At 61.5% G+C, this 18,217-nt stretch carries 13 protein-coding genes; 6 read left to right on the forward strand and 7 right to left on the reverse strand.

The features are described 5' to 3' along the window. Positions 1-179: 179 nt before the first annotated feature. The 3 genes from CAQU_RS06365 to CAQU_RS06375 form a co-directional block, all read right to left on the reverse strand. Entirely contained in the window at positions 180-1,256 is a 1,077-nt protein-coding gene (locus tag CAQU_RS06365) for a ferrochelatase (RefSeq protein ID WP_075726214.1), read from the reverse strand. Positions 1,257-1,386: 130 nt separating this feature from the next. Next, positions 1,387-3,405 carry a DIP1281 family NlpC/P60 protein gene (locus tag CAQU_RS06370; protein ID WP_245797216.1) on the reverse strand — a complete coding sequence of 673 codons (2,019 nt, stop codon included), beginning with the start codon at positions 3,403-3,405 and terminating at the stop codon, positions 1,387-1,389. A gap of 904 nt (positions 3,406-4,309) precedes the next feature. Further along, positions 4,310-4,849, reverse strand: a complete 540-nt coding sequence (locus CAQU_RS06375; RefSeq protein ID WP_075726218.1) for an Rv1476 family membrane protein — start codon at positions 4,847-4,849, stop codon at positions 4,310-4,312. Between the two features lie 1,035 nt (positions 4,850-5,884). Between CAQU_RS06375 and acnA the strand changes: the two genes are divergently transcribed. From acnA to CAQU_RS06395, 4 genes are all read left to right on the forward strand, one after another. Next, on the forward strand, positions 5,885-8,698 hold the full coding sequence (gene acnA, locus CAQU_RS06380; RefSeq protein WP_075726220.1) for an aconitate hydratase AcnA: 2,814 nt from the start codon (positions 5,885-5,887) through the stop codon (positions 8,696-8,698). 330 nt (positions 8,699-9,028) lie between these two features. Further along, positions 9,029-9,595, forward strand: coding sequence for a TetR/AcrR family transcriptional regulator (locus tag CAQU_RS06385; protein WP_075726222.1), 567 nt, complete (start codon positions 9,029-9,031; stop codon positions 9,593-9,595). A gap of 47 nt (positions 9,596-9,642) precedes the next feature. Beyond that, on the forward strand, positions 9,643-10,368 hold the full coding sequence (locus CAQU_RS06390) for a glutamine amidotransferase (protein WP_075726224.1): 726 nt from the start codon (positions 9,643-9,645) through the stop codon (positions 10,366-10,368). Positions 10,369-10,441: 73 nt separating this feature from the next. Beyond that, complete coding sequence (locus CAQU_RS06395) at positions 10,442-11,221, forward strand: glutamine amidotransferase (RefSeq protein WP_075726226.1); 780 nt, start codon at positions 10,442-10,444, stop codon at positions 11,219-11,221. On the opposite strand, the gene CAQU_RS06400 is transcribed toward CAQU_RS06395, so the two are convergent. The 4 genes from CAQU_RS06400 to CAQU_RS06415 all read right to left on the reverse strand — a co-directional run bounded on the left by CAQU_RS06400 (position 11,194) and on the right by CAQU_RS06415 (position 15,636). Next, entirely contained in the window at positions 11,194-11,724 is a 531-nt protein-coding gene (locus tag CAQU_RS06400; RefSeq protein WP_169836030.1) for a DUF1990 domain-containing protein, read from the reverse strand. The two genes, CAQU_RS06395 and CAQU_RS06400, sit on opposite strands and share 28 nt — an antisense overlap. 120 nt (positions 11,725-11,844) lie before the next feature. Beyond that, a complete protein-coding gene (locus CAQU_RS06405) occupies positions 11,845-11,997 on the reverse strand; it encodes a methionine/alanine import family NSS transporter small subunit (protein ID WP_084562850.1) in 153 nt (50 codons plus the stop codon). Positions 11,998-12,039: 42 nt separating this feature from the next. Further along, positions 12,040-13,689: a sodium-dependent transporter gene (locus tag CAQU_RS06410; protein ID WP_084562852.1), complete on the reverse strand. Its 1,650-nt coding sequence runs from the start codon at positions 13,687-13,689 to the stop codon at positions 12,040-12,042. A gap of 315 nt (positions 13,690-14,004) precedes the next feature. After that, positions 14,005-15,636, reverse strand: a complete 1,632-nt coding sequence (locus CAQU_RS06415; protein WP_075726230.1) for an ABC-F family ATP-binding cassette domain-containing protein — start codon at positions 15,634-15,636, stop codon at positions 14,005-14,007. A 238-nt stretch (positions 15,637-15,874) separates the two neighbouring features. On the opposite strand from CAQU_RS06415, the gene ald reads away from it, so the two are divergent. Together ald and CAQU_RS06425 are read left to right on the forward strand one after the other, a co-directional pair. After that, entirely contained in the window at positions 15,875-16,954 is a 1,080-nt protein-coding gene (gene ald / locus CAQU_RS06420) for an alanine dehydrogenase (protein ID WP_075726232.1), read from the forward strand. Positions 16,955-17,034: 80 nt separating this feature from the next. Continuing rightward, positions 17,035-18,153 carry a lycopene cyclase family protein gene (locus tag CAQU_RS06425; RefSeq protein ID WP_075726234.1) on the forward strand — a complete coding sequence of 373 codons (1,119 nt, stop codon included), beginning with the start codon at positions 17,035-17,037 and terminating at the stop codon, positions 18,151-18,153. Positions 18,154-18,217 lie beyond the last annotated feature (64 nt).

Raw genomic sequence — 18,217 nt, forward strand, 5'->3', positions numbered from 1 at the left:
AAAAATCCACCGGTTTCTTTTCGTCTCTTTCATGTGCCGTCGGGCACGTGGCCAGGTGTGGGGTGAGCCGAGAAAGAATTTTAGTTAGCGCAAGCTATCCGGTGGATGTTTTTGGTGCCTATTTTTCTGTGGTACTTACCTCATGCGAGATGGCACCGAAGACGCTGGGGAATGCATTTTTAGGATGCGGTAGGTCGGCGGGAGGGCGCACAGCAGCCTTCGGCGCAGGCTTGCCCGTTGACGGTGCACCCGCGGGCGGGAACCTCACCGAGTCGGGCCCAAGGACTGTTGTTGGTTTGTTCCTCAATCAGGTCCACGATCATGTCGGCGAACTCCGGCTCAGCACCCGCGGTGCGGCAGCGGTAGATGGGAATGTTGTACTCTTGCGCTTCCCGGGCGAGTTCGGTATCGAGATCCCACACCACCTCGATGTGGTCGGAGACAAAACCGATGGGGCACACCACTGCGCCGGTGGCGTGGCCTTTTTCGTAGATCTCTGTCACGTGATCGACGATGTCAGGTTCTAGCCAGGGGATGTGTGGGGCGCCCGAGCGGGATTGCCAAACTACGTCGAAGTCGTCGATACCGACGCGTTCTGCGACGAGCCGGGCTGCTTCGCGCACCTGGGTGGAATACAGGGGACCATCGGAGGCGATGCCGGAGTTGTTGTCGGCGGCGGTGGGGATGGAGTGCGCGGTAAATACGAGTCGGGTGCCGGCTTTGTGTTCGGTGTCGATGTGGGTGAAGCCTTCTTGCACACTGTCGACCATGAGATCAATGAAGTGGGGGTGGTCGAAAAACTGTCGCAGCTTGGTGAAGGTTACTTCTGGCAGCCCTTGGTCTTTGAGGTGCTGGCGGATTCTTTGGATGTCTTCGTTGTATTGTCGGCAGCCCGAGTATCCGCCCCAGGCGCTGGTGGCGAAGACGACCACGTTACGGTGGCCGTCGCGGGCGAGGCGTTCGGCGGCTTCTTCGGCGAAGGGGTGCCAGTTGCGGTTGCCGAAGTAGATCGGCATGTCGAAGCCGCGTTTTTTCAGTGCGGTTTCCAGCCGGTCGATGATGTCGCGGTTGAGGTCGTTTAGGGGGCTTTTGCCCCCGAAGTTGAAGTAGTGTGCACCGACTTCATCGAGTCGCTCCGGGGGAATGCCGCGACCGCGGGTGACGTTTTCGAGGAAGGGGCGAACATCGTCGGGCCCTTCGGGGCCGCCGAAAGAAAGGAAGAGGACTGCATCGAATGGTTGAGTCTGCGGCTGCATAAAAGTTAGGTTACCGCGAATGGTCCCACCTACAGAATTGGGTGGTTTACCCAGGCTGGCGTGCGACAGTAGGCGGCGGGCAATGAAAACCTCCAAGGGGTTACCTTGGAGGTTTTCTTCTAACCTGGGTTTAGATCAGGCGGACGACCTTCGGGGACATTCCGCCCCAGCGAACCGGGCTGATGTGCACGGTGGAGCCGGACTGCGGGGCCTCAATCATTTGGCCGTCGCCGAGGTAGATGGCGACGTGGTTTTCGGCGTTGGGGCCGTAGAAGATCAGATCACCGCGTTGCATCTGGCTGGGATCAACCTTGGTGCCTCGCTGGTATTGGTATCCGGTGTAGTGCGGAAGGGCGATGCCGACACCGGCGAAGGCGTAGAGGGTCAGGCCGGAGCAGTCGAAGCCGATCTTGTTGTAGTCGCCGTGGGCGTCGGCGACACCGCCGTCGCGGATGCCCTTGGTGGGGCCGTTGGCGTCGCCGCCACCCCAGGCGTAGGGGGTGCCGATTTGGCTCATGGCGCGGGCGATGACCTTTTCGATCTTTTCTTCCCTGCTGCCGGAGACCACGGTGGAGGCGGTGTTGGTGACCTCTTTGAGGCTGCCGGGTTTGGTGGTGTTGGTCAGCTGGTCAAGCAGGTTGAGCAGGTCCCCGCTGTTGTCGCCCAACTCGGTGGCGTTCGACTCGGGTTCCGCGGGAGTTGCGGTGGTCGTGGCCGGGGCTTGCGGGGCGCGGGTGGTGGTGGTCGGCGTGGTGGTGTTGGGGGTTGCCGTCCGGGTGGGTGCGAGCCCGTTGACGTCGATGGTGTCGTCGTTGTTGGTGGCGGCGACGGGGACGTCGTCGGCTTCGGGGTCGTTCGGGTAGGGGTTGTCGACCTCGGTGTGGTTGGGGGCTGCGATGGCGACCAGAGCGGCCGCGGCTAGGGAGGCGGCTACTTCGGCTGCTTTGCGGGCATCCTCGGCGGCTTTTTCATCGGCGGCGCGCTGCTGGGCTTCGCGTTCTGCGGCGGCTGCTGCCTCTGCGGCTTGGCGGGCCGCCTCAGCGGCTTTTTGGCGCTCCTGGGTGGCGGTGTCGGCTGCGGCAGTGGTTGCGGTCTCCGGCTGGGTCTGCGGGGTGGCGGGTTGCGCCGGCTGTGCAGGAGCAGCGGGCGCTGCAGATGCGGTGCCTGCAGCCGCCGGGGTGTTGGCGGTGTGGGCTTCGGCCTTCTTGGAGGCTTCGGCGGCAGCCTGCCGTTTCGCCTCGGCGTCGGCTGCTGCTGCGGCCCGGGCGGCGGCGGCCTCTTGGGCGGCCTTGTCTGCTTTGGCTTTTTCGGCCAGGGCGGCCTGGAACTGCTCGTATTCCTTGCGCTGGTTGAGCAGTTGGCCGGCGTGGCTGCGGGAGGCGTCGAGCTTTTGCTGGGCTGCGTCGCGCTCGGCGACGAGTTGGTCGCGTTCGGCGGTGCGCTGCTGGATCTTGGCGGAGTTTTCCTCGATCTTGGTGCGGGCGACGCGTTCCGCTTCCTGGGCGGCGGCGGCTCGTTCGTCGGCGAGGTTGCGGGCTAGGCGCAGGGCGGATTCGTTGTTGGCTTTTTCGGTGCGCAGCCGGTCGAGTTCCGCAATGGCTTTTTCTTGGGCTTCCGCTGTGGTGCGGATGTAGGTCTTGCGGTCAAGGGCGTCGCGGGCGGCGTCAGCGCCGGCGACGGTGGTGATTCCGGGGGTGGTGGCGCCCTGTTTGTAGGCGGCGCGGGACAGCTCGTCGAGTCGGGCCTGGGCTACTTCCATTTCCGACTGGGTGCGATCGAGGTCTTCGCGGGCCTCTTTGGCTTTTTGTCGGGCTTCCTCGGCGCTAGCTTGGGCGTCGTGCAGGTCGACGAGGGCCTTGTTGACCGCTTCGCGCAGGCCACCCATTTCATTTTCCAGCGCCGCAATGTCGGATTCGGCCTGGGTGAGGGTGGCGACCAGATCGGCGACCTCTTTGTCGGAGGCGGCTACCTGCGCGTCAGCGGTGGCAATGGCGGCGTCGTCGGGGTTGGCCGGATCCGCAAAGGATGGCGACGTGAGGGTGGTGGTGACGACCGCGCTGGACAGCGCGATGGCGAGGAGGCGACGGCTGAAACGTGCCTTGGGGCGTGGTGCACCGCTAAGGCGGTGCATACGGGGATCACGGTTCAAGGGGATTACTCCTAGGGGGCGCGCCAGCACGCGAAGTTTCGGCGCATCTGCCGCGGTGGGGTGGATGCGTCGATAACCGCCGCCGGTCGACCTAATGGTGGTGACGTGGGGCGACTCACGGGGCCAAGCAGTTGCGCCGCGGCCCCGCCCTTGGGGCTGGGATGTGCGTAATCGCTGTACGCCAGTGCCTGTTGCTGGGGATGCTGGAAGCGTTGCCGCTTCCGGCTGAAATCCCGGCAAAGCCCAAGATTTTCCCATTGTCTAGCCCAGGGGCTAGACCTTAAGAAAATTTAGCGGGCCACTCCCCTAGCTATTCCCCTTGCGTATGTGCCTTCTGCTGCGCGCTTCCCCACGTGCATAGATCGGCCTCATCGAGAGGGTAGTTCGGGGTAAACATGGTTACTGGCGGGGCGAAAGTGGCTACTTAAGCCTCGTGAGCCAACAACTGAACATTAAGTCACAACAGCACCACAAGGGAACTTCTCTACCGATATTCTCAGGAGTCAAGTCAATAAGCATGACCTTGTTGACCTACCCTCTCCCACTCCACCAGCGAAAACGTCTCACCGTGCGTTACATGTTAAATATGTCACATTCTTAGGTGGGTGCGGCGTGTTGCCAGCCCTTATGGGCGGTCATGATGAAAAAGCGGGGCTAAAAACCAGCCTGAAGAAAGGGGAGGTCCCAACGAAAATAGTAAAGCTTTCAGGCTAGACACATCCTGCGATGGCCGATACATGCACTTGCTTTCCGCAGGACTGTGGCCCCACAGTCCAAGCGGTTCGCAGACGAAAAAACCCACGGCCGGCTGGCTGTGGGTTTGTTGTGTGGTGACTAGTGGGTTTCCGCGGGGCAAAACGGGGTCGACTGACGCTGGGGGCCGAGTGCCCCCTTTTGGGGCGCGCTAGATGGTTGAGTGCTGTGTGACCGCCTGGTCTGGCGCTGCCGGCTGGGGTGCTGCGCTTTGACGGCGGCGCCAGGTTGACCATGCCGTGGTCACGATGGTGAGGGCAACCACCACGCCAATGCCGAGATTAATTTCCTGCCACGGGGTGGTGTCCTCACGGACATCCGCCAGGAACGCCTGAGTTGAACTGATGTAGTCGGGATTGCCGTACATCGCTTTTTCGGCCTGCTCGATAGATTTCCGCGAGTACTGGTCGGAGACTACTGCCCCAGTTCCGGGGGACCGCACGATCACAGTGTCCGCCCCGGTGCGCTGTTGAATTTCATAGGCAATGTCACGCAGGTCGGCAGGTTGCGCCGGGGTTCGATCGAGGACGACGATTTTCACATCTCCCACACCGGTGCTGCGCGCCTGGTTGGTGATGTCGATCAGGCCGGCCTCGGTGCCGGGGTAGGCAGCTTCGAGACCATCGATCGCGACATTGTCGGCTTCGACTTGCTGTGCCAGGTCGTCAAGGTTGACGTAGTCGGGGATCATGAAAGTCCTCTCGCGGCCAGGGGGAAGGGTCGGGGCAATATCTTAAAGCCCCGTGCGCCCGCGACGGTTACGGCGCGCCCTGAGCTTCCCAATGCCGTTCGTTTTAGCGAGCGCGACCCCGCAGGTGTCTTGGGGCTGGGTTCGAACCCTGGCGAAGTGAAAATCGGAGCGCTTAACAGTCCCCAGCCTTAAGCCTCAGCCGCGCCTGGCCGGCTCAGAGTTTCAAGCGTTACCTCCCAGTCGCGCAACCGGGGCGATTCCCAATGAGGAGTTTGCTCAAGAAGGGCGCACGCTTATGCCCACTGGCATGTCCACTGGGCTGGCCGATGCCGACTGCTGATTCTTTATGTCTTTGTGGGGGCTCACGGCGGGTGCAGCGTGGAGCTCACGCGACCTTCCCCCCACTTTGGGGTAGCAATCCACATCGCAGTCCAATCACATAAGCATTTGTGATCAACTACGCATCGATACTTTCCTGTGGTGGAGTTAACAACTTGAGGACCTTGGCGATGACGCAGAGCATTTTCAGCGCGCCGCGGCTGGCTCGTGATTTTGTGCCACGTTTTGTCGGCGGTTGGTCCACGCTTTGCCGGGGGAACATTTAGACGAAGGCGTAAACGGCCTGTGTGGGCGCACCATCGACCAATGACTGCTGGGCGCAAGGTGGATAGTCGGGGCGGAGAGGTTATGGAACGACTGTGGCAGATGTGACAACAAAGGGTGCGGAAACTTGAACGCCAGTCCCGGCCCAAGATAGATGAGGGTTGCCTTTCCTGCTGGTTGCTCGGGGTTTTGGTGGCAGCAGAAGGTGGGGTGATGCGTGTCAAAACTGCACAACATAACGCCCGTACTGTTAAACTTGGCCGCAAGACCTTCCGGCTATATGACTCACCCATGTCGTGATGCCGGACCGTGGTTTGCCGTCAGGCGCCACACGGTCGCGCCCTTCGTGAGAGCCTGAACGCTTTCGGTGGCGCACCGGTGCCAAGCGCCTGCACACTCACCCAATTACCTCTAAAGGAAGCGGAGCTCACTTTGTCTGAAAGCAAAAACTCCTTCAACGCCAAGAGCACTTTGACCGTCGGCGAGAAGTCCTACGACTTCTTCGACATCAACGCAGTCAAGGGCATGGAGAAGCTGCCCTACTCGCTGAAGGTTCTCGGCGAGAACCTGCTGCGCACCGAAGACGGCGCAAACATCACCCCCGAGCACATCGAGGCCATCGCCAACTGGGATCCGTCCGCCGAGCCCAGCATCGAAATCCAGTTCACCCCGGCCCGCGTCCTCATGCAGGACTTCACCGGTGTGCCCTGTGTCGTCGACCTGGCCACCATGCGCGAGGCCGTCAAGACCCTCGGTGGCGACCCGGACAAGGTGAACCCGCTCAACCCGGCCGAGATGGTCATCGACCACTCCGTCATTATTGAGGCATTCGGCTCCGAGGACTCCCTCGCCAAGAACGTCGAGATCGAGTACGAGCGCAACGAAGAGCGCTACCAGTTCCTGCGCTGGGGCTCCAAGGCCTTCTCCAACTTCCGCGTCGTCCCCCCGGGAACCGGCATCGTCCACCAGGTCAACATTGAGAACCTGGCCCGCGTCGTCTTCGACATGGATGGCCTGGCATACCCGGACACCTGTATCGGCACCGACTCCCACACCACCATGGAAAACGGCCTGGGCATCCTGGGCTGGGGCGTTGGCGGCATCGAGGCCGAGGCTGCCATGCTCGGCCAGCCGGTCTCCATGCTCATCCCCCGCGTCGTCGGCTTCAAGCTCACCGGTGAAATCCCCGCCGGCGTGACCGCCACCGACGTCGTGCTCACCATCACCGAAATGCTCCGTGAGCACGGTGTGGTCCAGAAGTTCGTCGAATTCTACGGCTCCGGCGTCAAGGCTGTTCCGCTCGCCAACCGTGCCACCATCGGCAACATGTCCCCCGAGTTCGGCTCCACCTGTGCGATCTTCCCGATCGACGAGGAGACCACCAAGTACATGCGCCTGACCGGCCGCCCCGAGGAGCAGATCGCCCTCGTCGAGGCTTACGCCAAGGCCCAGGGCATGTGGCTCGACGCCGACTCCCCCGAGGCCGAGTACTCCGAGTACCTCGAGCTCGACCTGTCCACCGTCGTCCCCTCCATCGCCGGCCCGAAGCGCCCGCAGGACCGCATCCTGCTCACCGAGGCCAAGGAACAGTTCCGCAAGGACCTGCCCACCTACACCAACGACCCGGTCAACGAGGACGAGTCCCCCGCCGCCATCCGCATGGGTGCCGAAGGCGAAGATCAGACCGAGGGTGCAGACCTCAGCGCTGACTACAACTCCTCCCGCGAGGGCCACGGCGAAACCGCCGCACTGACCCCGAAGGGCCGCGCCTCCAAGCCGGTCGTCGTCCAGTCCCCCAACGGTGGCGAGTACACCCTCGACCACGGCATGGTGGCCATCGCCTCCATCACCTCCTGCACCAACACCTCCAACCCCTCTGTGATGATTGGTGCCGGCCTGATCGCCCGCAAGGCCGCCGAAAAGGGCCTGAAGGCAAAGCCCTGGGTCAAGACCATCTGCGCCCCCGGCTCCCAGGTCGTCGACGGCTACTACAAGCGCGCCGACCTCTGGAAGGACCTCGAGGCCCTCGGCTTCTACCTCTCCGGCTTCGGCTGCACCACCTGCATCGGTAACTCCGGCCCGCTGCCCACTGAGGTCTCCAAGGCCATCAACGAGCACGACCTGACCGCCACCGCAGTGCTGTCCGGTAACCGTAACTTCGAGGGACGTATCTCCCCCGACGTGAAGATGAACTACCTGGCATCCCCGATCATGGTGATCGCCTACGCCATCGCCGGCACCATGGACTTCGACTTCGAAACCCAGCCGCTCGGCCAGGATAAGGACGGCAACGACGTCTTCCTGACCGACATCTGGCCCTCCACCGAGGAAATCGAAGCCACCATCGAGCAGGCCATCTCCCGCGAACTCTACGAAGCTGACTACGCCGACGTCTTCAAGGGCGACGAGCAGTGGCAGAACCTGCCCACCCCGGAGGGCAAGACCTTCGCTTGGGACGAGAAGTCCACCTACATCCGCAAGGCACCGTACTTCGACGGCATGACCATGGACGTCGAGCCCGTCTCCGACATCAAGGGCGCCCGCGTCCTGGCCAAGCTCGGCGACTCCGTCACCACCGACCACATCTCCCCCGCTTCCTCCATCAAGCCCGGCACCCCCGCCGCGCAGTACCTGGACGAAAACGGCGTGGCCCGCAACGACTACAACTCCCTGGGTTCCCGTCGCGGTAACCACGAGGTCATGATGCGTGGCACCTTCGCCAACATCCGCCTCCAGAACCAGCTGGTCGACGTCGCCGGTGGCTACACCCTCGACTTCACCCAGGAAGGCAACCCCCAGGCCTTCATCTTCGATGCCTGCCAGAACTACAAGGCCGCCGGAATCCCGCTGGTCGTTCTCGGTGGCAAGGAGTACGGCACCGGTTCCTCCCGTGACTGGGCCGCCAAGGGCACCAACCTGCTCGGCGTTAAGGCCGTCATCACCGAGAGCTTCGAGCGTATCCACCGCTCCAACCTCATCGGCATGGGCGTTATCCCGCTGCAGTTCCCCGCCGGCGAATCCCACGAGTCCCTCGGCCTGACCGGCCACGAAACCTTCGACATCGAAGGCATCGAGGAGCTCAACAACGGCACCACCCCGAAGACCGTGCACGTCACCGCCACCGCTGAAGACGGCACCACCACCGAGTTCGACGCCATCGTGCGCATCGACACCCCCGGTGAGGCCGACTACTACCGCAACGGCGGCATCCTGCAGTACGTTCTGCGCAACATGGCTAAGGCCTAACACCTAGCCACCCCGGATCGCATAGCGATCCTTTAGGCGCCCGGGGCAGCACCAGCCGCACCGGCTAAGCTGCCCCGGCGCCACAACCCACCCCCGTTCGCCAAGCACAGCGACGACGCCAACCACCCACACCGTGGGCACGAAGCGTTGGTAGCGCGCCGCGGGCGGGGGTGCGTCTTTCCCTCAGCCGAACACCAGGTGCTCGTGAGTTTTCTGGCCGCACCCCACACCGGCGCGCCCACAACACCGTGAACACCTACCGGGCCCCAAGCGCCCAACCCCATCCAGCCCAAACCAGCCCAACGCGTTGAAGGTGGTGACCTCTCCGACATGCCCAAAGTCAGCGAAGGCGACCTCGTCCAACGCCGCAAAGACATCCTCGAAGGCGCCCGCACCTGCTTCGCCGAACACGGCTACGAAGGCGCCACCGTCAGAAGACTCGAAGAAGCCACCGGCAAATCCCGCGGCGCAATCTTCCACCACTTCGGCGACAAAGAAAACCTCTTCCTCGCCCTCGCCCGCGAAGACGCCGCCCGCATGGCAGACGTCGTCGCCGACGAAGGCCTCGTCGAAGTCATGCGCGACATGCTCGCCCACCCCACCCGCTACGACTGGCTGGCCACCCGGCTAGAAATCACCCGGCTGCTGCGCACCGACCCCATCTTCCGGGCCCGCTGGCAACAACACCAAGCCATCCTCGACGATGCAGTGCGCGCCCGCCTCGAAGCCAACGCCGCCGCCGGACGCATGCGCGACGACGTCGACGTCGCAGTCCTCCACACCTACCTGGACACCGTCATGGAAGGCTTCATCTCCCGGCTCGCCAGCGGCGAACCCACCGAAGGCCTCGACCAAGTCCTCAACCTCGTCGAAGACTCCGTGCGCAAACACAACTAAAACGCCCAGCCAGCACCCCGACACCCCCACACCCAAAGGTTGCCCACATGCCCGCACGTTTCCTGCTTGTCTCCCCACGCAGCGGCGAAGAAATCGCCCGCGCCGAACGAGGTGACTTCCTCCGCGCCACCGGCCTGAAAGAGGAACAACTCGACCAAGTCATGCTCGACACCTGCGACGCCACCATCGGCCCCCTCGACCCCTACGCCGGGGTCTTCGTCGGCGGCAGCCCCCTAAACATCACCACCGACACCTACGACGAATACCAACAGGCCGTCCACGCCCAACTGCGCACCCTGATCGACGGACCCGTTCCCACCATGTTCGTCTGCTTCGGCGCCGGATTCATCACCCACGAACTCGGCGGACACGTCGGCCGCACCCACCCCGAATCCGCCGGCCCCTCCACCGTGGAACTCACCGCCGACGGCCGCAAAGACCCCCTGCTCAAAAACCTCCCCGCAGAGTTCAGCACCCTCACCGGCCACACCGAAAACATCATCATTCCCCCGCTGCAAGCCGTCGTCCTCGCCACCGCCCCCAGCTGCCCCACCCAAATGATCCGCTACGGGCAACACACCTGGGCCTGCCAATTCCACGCCGACATGGATCCCGCCGCCATGAAAGCCCGCATGGACTTCTACTACGACTACGGATACTTCTCCCCCGCAGACTACGACGACATCGTCTCCGTCCTGCCCGGCGTCGACACCCAGCACTCCAACGCGATCCTGCACAACTTCGTCACCTACTGCACCAAAGACCACGACTAAACCCCACCCTGGGTGCCCCCGCGGGTGCACCGCACGTCGACGCCGATAGTTTCGATTAACTACCATGAGACGAATGTCGCGCATCCGCCCCTTCCTCCTGATCTCTACCCGCCCCGAAGACGCAGCCGCCACAGGCGAATACGAATCCTTCCGCACCGTCATGGGGCTCACACCAGATCAGCTGGAACACCACCGGCTGGAACAAACCCCGCTCGGCCACATCCGCCTCGACGACTTCAGCGGCATCATCATCGGCGGCGGCCCCTACAACAACACCGACGAGGACAAGCACCACACCCAAATCCGGGTCGAAAAAGAACTCGATGAACTCGTCACCCGGATCCTCGCGCGCGACTATCCCCTATTTGCCGCCTGCTACGGCATCGGCATCGTCGGCACCGCCATCGGCGCCGAACTATCCCGCAACCACGCCGAAGATGCGCAAGCGATCACCGTCAGCCTCTGCCAGGGCGCACACCGCGACCCCATCTTGGCCACCACCCCACCACAGTTCGACACCCTGGTGGGGCACAAAGAAAACTGCGAAGCGCTGCCCTCAAACTACACTCGCGCCGACGGCACCACCATGCCAGTCACCCACCTGGCCCGGGGGTACAACTGCCCCATCCACATGTTTAAAGTCGGCCACAACACCTACGTCACCCAGTTCCACCCGGAACTCGACCACGACAGTTTCGCCGAACGCGTTCGCATCTACCAGGATCAGGGATACTTCCCTCCCACCGCGGCCGAAGAAGTCATCGCACAGGCCCGCACCCACGACGTGGCGCAATCCCAATCCATGCTGCGCGCCTTCTCCGAGCGCTACGGGCGAACCATGGCGCGCACATAGGCGGCGGCAGCAGCTTTTTGCATCCGCTGCGCCAGCGGCCGGCCGCATTTCGCTACCCACCACGCTTGCCTACTGAACGCCACGCACCGGCCGACCACCGTCCCGTCGGTGTGCAAAGTCAGCACAAAAGCTTCCTCCCCACATTCGGCGTGGCCATCAAGGGTGCCGTAAATCAACGCCCGCACACAGCTGCCATCCGGCTCGACCGTGTCGACCACATCGACAACCACGCAAGGATTGTTGCGCGGCCCAACGCGCACGCCCCCTGGGCGAAACTGGATGGAAACCACCTGCCCCACCTCAGCCGGTGGCTGATCCCCCACATGCGCCGCAGTGCAGTTATGCATCTGCCAGGTGCGCACCCGATCCCACGCCGCATCAAAGACGTCCTCCCCGCAGCCTAAGACCTGCTGCACGTCCGTCAGATGCCAGCCCCTCGGACACGACGCGTGCCCCCGCGCCATCGCCAAAGTCCGCCCCACGAAAACCGCAGGATAGCTCACCTCGGTTGTGCTTCGAAGCTGTGCTTGGGAAAAACGCTGCATATTCCACAGCATAGTGGCATGAAAACGGCGGCCAGCAAGGATACTGGCCGCCGCAGGTGTGGGTGTCTTTAGTGGGATCTAGACGTACATCGGCATCTCGTCGATGTCAGTGCTACCCAAAGTTCCGCACTCCTCGTCATTGGTTTTACCCAAGTGGCGTGCAGCAACAGCCAAAAGCCCCCACACGACGGCCAAATAGACCGTCATCATAATCAGTGCCTGCAAAGTCATGGCGTATCTACCTTTTCAATCAGTGGCTTAACACAACTGGCCCTAGTGGGCGTTTGTGTTGTGAGAGCTCGGACCAGCGTGCTGGAATTCGGGCTTAAGAACAGCGGAGTGTGCCGGAGCGTGCGGATCGACAAGGTGCTGCCCGAAAGGGGCTCCCTTACCGGACAGCGGAACCCCGAAATCGCCCGCGGGCGGCCCATCGACGATGGTGCCCCGCGGCCACTTCTTCAGCGACAACAGCACCGCACCGCCATAGAGCACGACCGCCAGCGCCCAGCCGAACCACACAATCTTCGAGGAACTGTAACCGCCGTAGCCGTCGCGAACCAGGGCGGTGACCTCCAGCACGAAGGTGATGCCCAAAATAGCCGGGGTAATCACCACCAGTGAAATATCCCACCAGCGGCCCAGCTTCAAACTGGACACCGCATTGACGTGGTTGCGCAATTCGCCAGTGCGGCGCAACACCCAACCGATGGTGACAATCGAGATCACCGCAATCGCGACAATGCCGAGCACGTTGACGAACTTGTCGACGATATCCAAAGAAGCCAAACCGGTCGCGACTGGGAACAGTGCCAGGGAGGGCACCGCACACAACACGCCGACCACGATGGAGGCCTTCCGGCGCGGCATCGCAAACTTATCCTGCACGCTGGACACCACCACCTCCACAATCGTCACCAGGGAGGTGAAACCGGCGATAAACAGGGAACCAAAGAACAAGATGCCGAAGATCGGCCCACCCGGCATCTGGTTGATGATGGTCGGGAACGCAATAAAGGCGAGGCCGATGCCGGAGGAAGCAACCTCATCAACGGATGTGCCGTTGGCGGTAGCCATGAAGCCCAAAGTGGCGAACACGCCAATGCCCGCGAGCACTTCGAAGCCAGAGTTCGCCAGGCCCACCACCGCGCCCAGGCCGGAAAGATTACTGCGGCGCTTGAGATAAGAAGCCTGAGTCATCATGATGCCAAAAGCAATGGCCAAGGAGTAGAAAATCTGCCCATAAGCAGCCATCCACACCTGCGGATCCGCCAGCGCGTCCCAGCGCGGGGTAAAGAAGGCTTCCAAGCCGAAACCGGCGCCCTCAAGGAACAGGGAACGCACCACGAGCACCAAAAACAGAGCGATGAGCATGGGAACGAACACACTGGACAGCATGCCGGTGCCTTTACGCACACCCAACGCCATCACCGCGATAATCAGCACCCACACCACGGCCAGGGTGATGAAAATAGGCCAAATGATGTGTGCCGAATGCACCGAATCGTTATCGGCGCTGAGGAAGTCGTTGATGAAAAATGACTCCGGGTCTTCGCCCCACGCCAGCTTCACGCTGAACCAGGTGTACGCCGCAGACCATGCCAGAATCACCGCATAATACACAGCAATGATGTAGGTGATAATGGTCTGCACCCAACCGATAGCTTCAGTTTTGGGGCTGATGCGTCGCCACACGAGCGGTGCGGAACCGCGGAAACGGTGCCCCAATACATAATCCAGAATCAGCACCGGAACACCGGCGGTAATCAAAGCAACAACGTAGGGCAGCAAAAACGCGCCACCGCCGTTGTCGTAGGCGATATAGGGGAATCGCCAGATGTTTCCCAAGCCAATGGCGGAGCCAATAGCTGCGAAAAGGAACATACTTCTGCCGGCCCAAGTGGCGCGGCGTTGGGGTTGGCTCATAAACGTCCGAGAGGTGTGTCGGGCTTTCACAAGCAGCAAATGGTGGCGCCGCACGTGAAAGCGATGGTCACGGAAAGTGGGTGTAAAGAACTATGAAAATGCGAAAAGCACTCCGCGGCGTCTGCCGAGGAGCTCACTTTTCGCCGCATCCGCCCATCATCGGTTTGAGATGTAGATGCGTAGTGGCGTGCGCGTAGACCTGCTACACGCCGCGCGTCGCCCCCGCCCAGGAAGCGATTGTGCAATAGTTCTAGCTGAATTTAGCACGCAGACCAGGAAAAATAGCAATCCTAGCCGTGGTTGACCTAGGTCAGCCTATGCCAATTCAACAATTTCCATGTACTCGTCATTCCACAAATCCTCAGTGCCATCCGGCAGCACGATCACCCGCTCCGGATCCAAGGCCTTCACAGCACCCGGATCGTGGGTAACGAGCACCACCGCGCCGGTGTAAGAGCGCAACGCATCCAACACCTGCTCACGAGAAATCGGATCCAGGTTGTTGGTGGGCTCATCCAACAGCAACACGTTGGCGCGACTCGACACCAACGCAGCAAGAGCCAAGCGAGTCTTCTCACCACCAGAAAGAGTTCCCGCCGGCTGCTCAAGCTGTTCCCCGGAAAACATAAACGCACCCAACAAGCTGCGCAGGTCCTGTTCAGCAGCGTCGGGGCAAGCCCTGATGGTGTTCTCCCACACGCTGAGGTCACCATCAATGGTGTCGTGCTCCTGCGCGAAATAGCCGATCTTCAACCCATGGCCGGACACAATTCCGCCCTCCCCATCGGTGCGTTCCACCCCGGCCAACAACTTCAACAAAGTCGTCTTACCGGCACCGTTGAATCCAAGCACCACCACCCGGCTGCCCTTATCAATAGCCAAGTCGACCCCCGCAAACACCTCCAAGCTGCCATACATTTTGGTCAGGCCAGTAGCGTTGAGCGGCGTCTTGCCACACGGGGCGGGCTCTGGGAAAGAAATGTGCGCCACCTTGTCAGCCACACGCAACTCGTCCGTCGAACTGACCATTCGCTCTGCGCGAGCCAACATTTGCTTCGCCGCAGCAGCCTTGGTGGCCTTCGCACCCAACTTTGCCGCCTGCTGCTTCAACGCGGCAGCCTTCTTCTCGGCATTGGCGCGCTCGCGGCGACGACGAGCCTCATCCGTGGCCCGGGCGTCCAAATACTTCTTCCACCCCATGTTGTACACGTCGGCCTCGGCTCGCACGGCATCAAGGAACCACACCTTGTTACAGACCGCCTCAAGCAGCTCGACGTCGTGCGAGATCATAATCAGCCCGCCTTCGTGCTTGGACAAAAAGTCTCGCAACCACGCAATCGAGTCAGCATCCAGGTGGTTAGTCGGCTCATCAAGCAGCAAAGTAGTTTGGGACTTACCACTACCAGCCGACGCTGCAAACAGGATGCGCGCAAGCTCGACACGACGACGCTGACCACCCGAGAGCGTTTTGAGTTGCTGATCCAAAATTCGCGCCGGCAGCCCCAAGGCATCGCAAATTCGAGCCGCCTCACTAGAAGCCTCATATCCGCCCTTGGCGTGATACTGCTCCTCCAGCCGGGAATACTTGCGGATCGCCGCATCGCGTTTGCGGTCATCCTCAGTGGTTTCCATGATCTCTTGCTGGCGATCCATCGACGCCATAATCTGATCCAAACCACGGGCAGACAACACCCGATCCCGGGCGGTGACCTCAATATTGCCCTCGCGGGGGTCCTGGGGAAGGTAACCAATGTCGCCACTACGTGTCACGGTGCCGCCATAAGGCTCGGACTCGCCAGCCAAGATACGCATCGTGGTGGTCTTGCCAGCGCCATTGCGGCCCACCAAACCAATGCGGTCACCTGGCTGCACCCTTAAATGCTGGCCGGGTGCATTTAAGAGGGTGCGGGCTCCGACACGGACTTCGAAATCGTTGACGACAATCACGGTTGCACACCTTATCGCACTTCAAGCGAACCTCCACGTCAGGCGCTGCAGGAGCGCCCAATGAGCGCCCGCATCGCAGCAGCCGGCTGAAAGTCAGCAGAGTTTTTTGTTTTCAAAACCACCCCCGCCCTATGATGGGTGACACACTCCACACCCGCGAGTGTTTCATCACACCTAAAGGGCAGTTTCCTCACCAACGGATAACAGCCCCGAATCTCTCTGAAGGAGATCCCTCACCATGCGCATCGGCATCCCCACCGAACTGAAAGACAACGAACGCCGGGTCGGCATGATCCCCGACGGCGTCGCACAACTGGTCAAGCATGGGCACGAGGTGGTCATTCAAAGCGGCGCCGGCGAAGGTTCGGGATACCTCGACGTTGACTACGTTTCCCGCGGCGCCACCATCGGCACCCAGAAAGACGTTTGGGACTGCGATCTCGTCGTCAAGGTCAAAGAACCCATCGAATCGGAATACCCCTTCCTCCGCGAGGATCTGGTTCTCTTCTGTTACCTGCACCTTGCCGCCGAACCGGAACTCACTCGGGCACTGGTCGACGCAGGAACCACTGCTATCGCATTCGAAACCGTCACTTCCGCTCGCGGGGATCTGCCGCTACTCACCCCGATGTCTGAAATCGCAGGCCGTCTGTCGGTACAGACCGGCGCTCAACTGCTCACCGCCCCCGCGGGTGGCCCCGGCATGCTGCTCGGCGGTATCGCCGGTGTCGCACCCGTGAACGTGACCGTGGTCGGCGGTGGCGTTGCCGGCGCACAAGCTGTGGATGTCGCAGTCGGTCTCGGTGCCCAGGTCACGGTTCTCGACATCAATACCGCTACCCTGCGTGCTTTCAATCAGCGCTATGAGGGCAAGGTGCGCACCATCGCTTCCACCCCCGACAACATTGCCGAAGAACTCCGACGCAGCCACTTGGTCATCGGTTCTGTGCTCGTCCCTGGCGCAAAAGCCCCGAAGGTTGTCACCGAAGAACACCTGCGCTCCATGCCGGAAGGCGCAGTCGTTGTCGACATCGCGATCGACCAAGGTGGCTGCACGGCCGCATCACAGCCCACCAGCCACTCCAACCCCATCTTCTCTTTTGGCCCGGTCACCATGTACTGCGTGACCAACATGCCTGGCGCCGCACCCAAAACCGCCACCATCGCACTAGCCAACGAAACCCTGCCTTTCGTCGTGCAACTTGCCAACCAAGGCGCCGAACAAGCACTCCAAAACAACATCCACCTCAAGGCTGGCTTAAACGTCGCCCAACACGAAGTCGTCCACGAAGCCGTTAAAGACGCACTCGGGCTCTAACCAGCCGACTCCAATCGGACTGACCTCAGCAGCTAACGGCACCACAAAGTCATAGCACACACTTCGATACCCTGAGACCCATGAACTCTCAACGTTTCGATCTCATCGTGCTCGGCCTAGGCCCCGCTGGTCTCCTGCTCGCCCATCGAGCACACCAGCGGGGCTTGCGCGTACTCGGCGTTGACGATAAAAACCAGCTAACCAACACCTACGGCATCTTCGCCGACGAGCTTCCCACCTGGCTACCCCCCATCAAAGCAAGCCACAGCCAACCCTTCGTGATCACCCGACGGGGGCAAAGACGCTTCCAACGTCGCTATCTCGTTTTCGATTCCGAAGACTTGCTCACCAAACTGAGCACCTTCCCAAAGATCACGGGCACCGGCACCGCCACATCCCCCACCACGATCACCGTCAACGGCACCACCTACACAGCGCGCAAAATTGTTGATTGCCGAGGAATCAACCCCGCCACCTCCCACTACATCCAGCAAGCAGCAGGCACCTTTCTGCAGCCTCCCGCAAACCCCCAGCCCCTCAACGACACTGAGCAGACAGCCGCGGCGCTCCGGGCAGGTGAATCTTTGTGGATGGATTTTTCATCCCCCGACGCCGACACTTTCACCTACGCAGTCCACACCCCCAAAGGACTCCTTGTCGAGCACACCCTTCTGGCAGGCCCACCCATGGACCAGCAACAACTTCAGCAAGAAACCCACAGCTTCATCAATACCCACGGACTGCAAAACTGGCCCATCGTAGGCGAGGAAACCGTCACCATAGCCCTCGACAGACCACACCCCGAACACCGCCTCGACTGCTTCGGCGCCCGAGCAGGAGCAATCAACCCGATCACTGGGTACTCCGTGGGAACCTCAGCACGCATGGTCGACAAATTCCTCGACTATGTACTTTGTGCAAAAACAAAAAATCCATTCACATCCTGGTCGTGGATGCTTGACGAAAAACTCTTAAATGCAGGACAAAAAGTTCTCATCCACCTGCTGAAGACCCCCGGAAACACGGCAATCTTTTTCGACACCGTGTTGCATTTGCCGGAACATATCCTGTGGCCGATGCTGACCCAAGGCCGTCCCGGAGGAACCCTCGTAGCGATGGCCAAGGTTTTCCTACGCCTTGACCGGCGGATGAAAGCCCACATCCTCGCAGCTCTACTCCCCCTCCCCGGGCGGACCTAATGCCAGACGGGGGAAAACACCCCAACACACCAAAGCGCCCCACCGGTGAGCTGAAAACTCGCCT

Origin of the sequence: Corynebacterium aquilae DSM 44791, assembly GCF_001941445.1 — a bacterium.
Classification (GTDB): domain Bacteria; phylum Actinomycetota; class Actinomycetes; order Mycobacteriales; family Mycobacteriaceae; genus Corynebacterium; species Corynebacterium aquilae.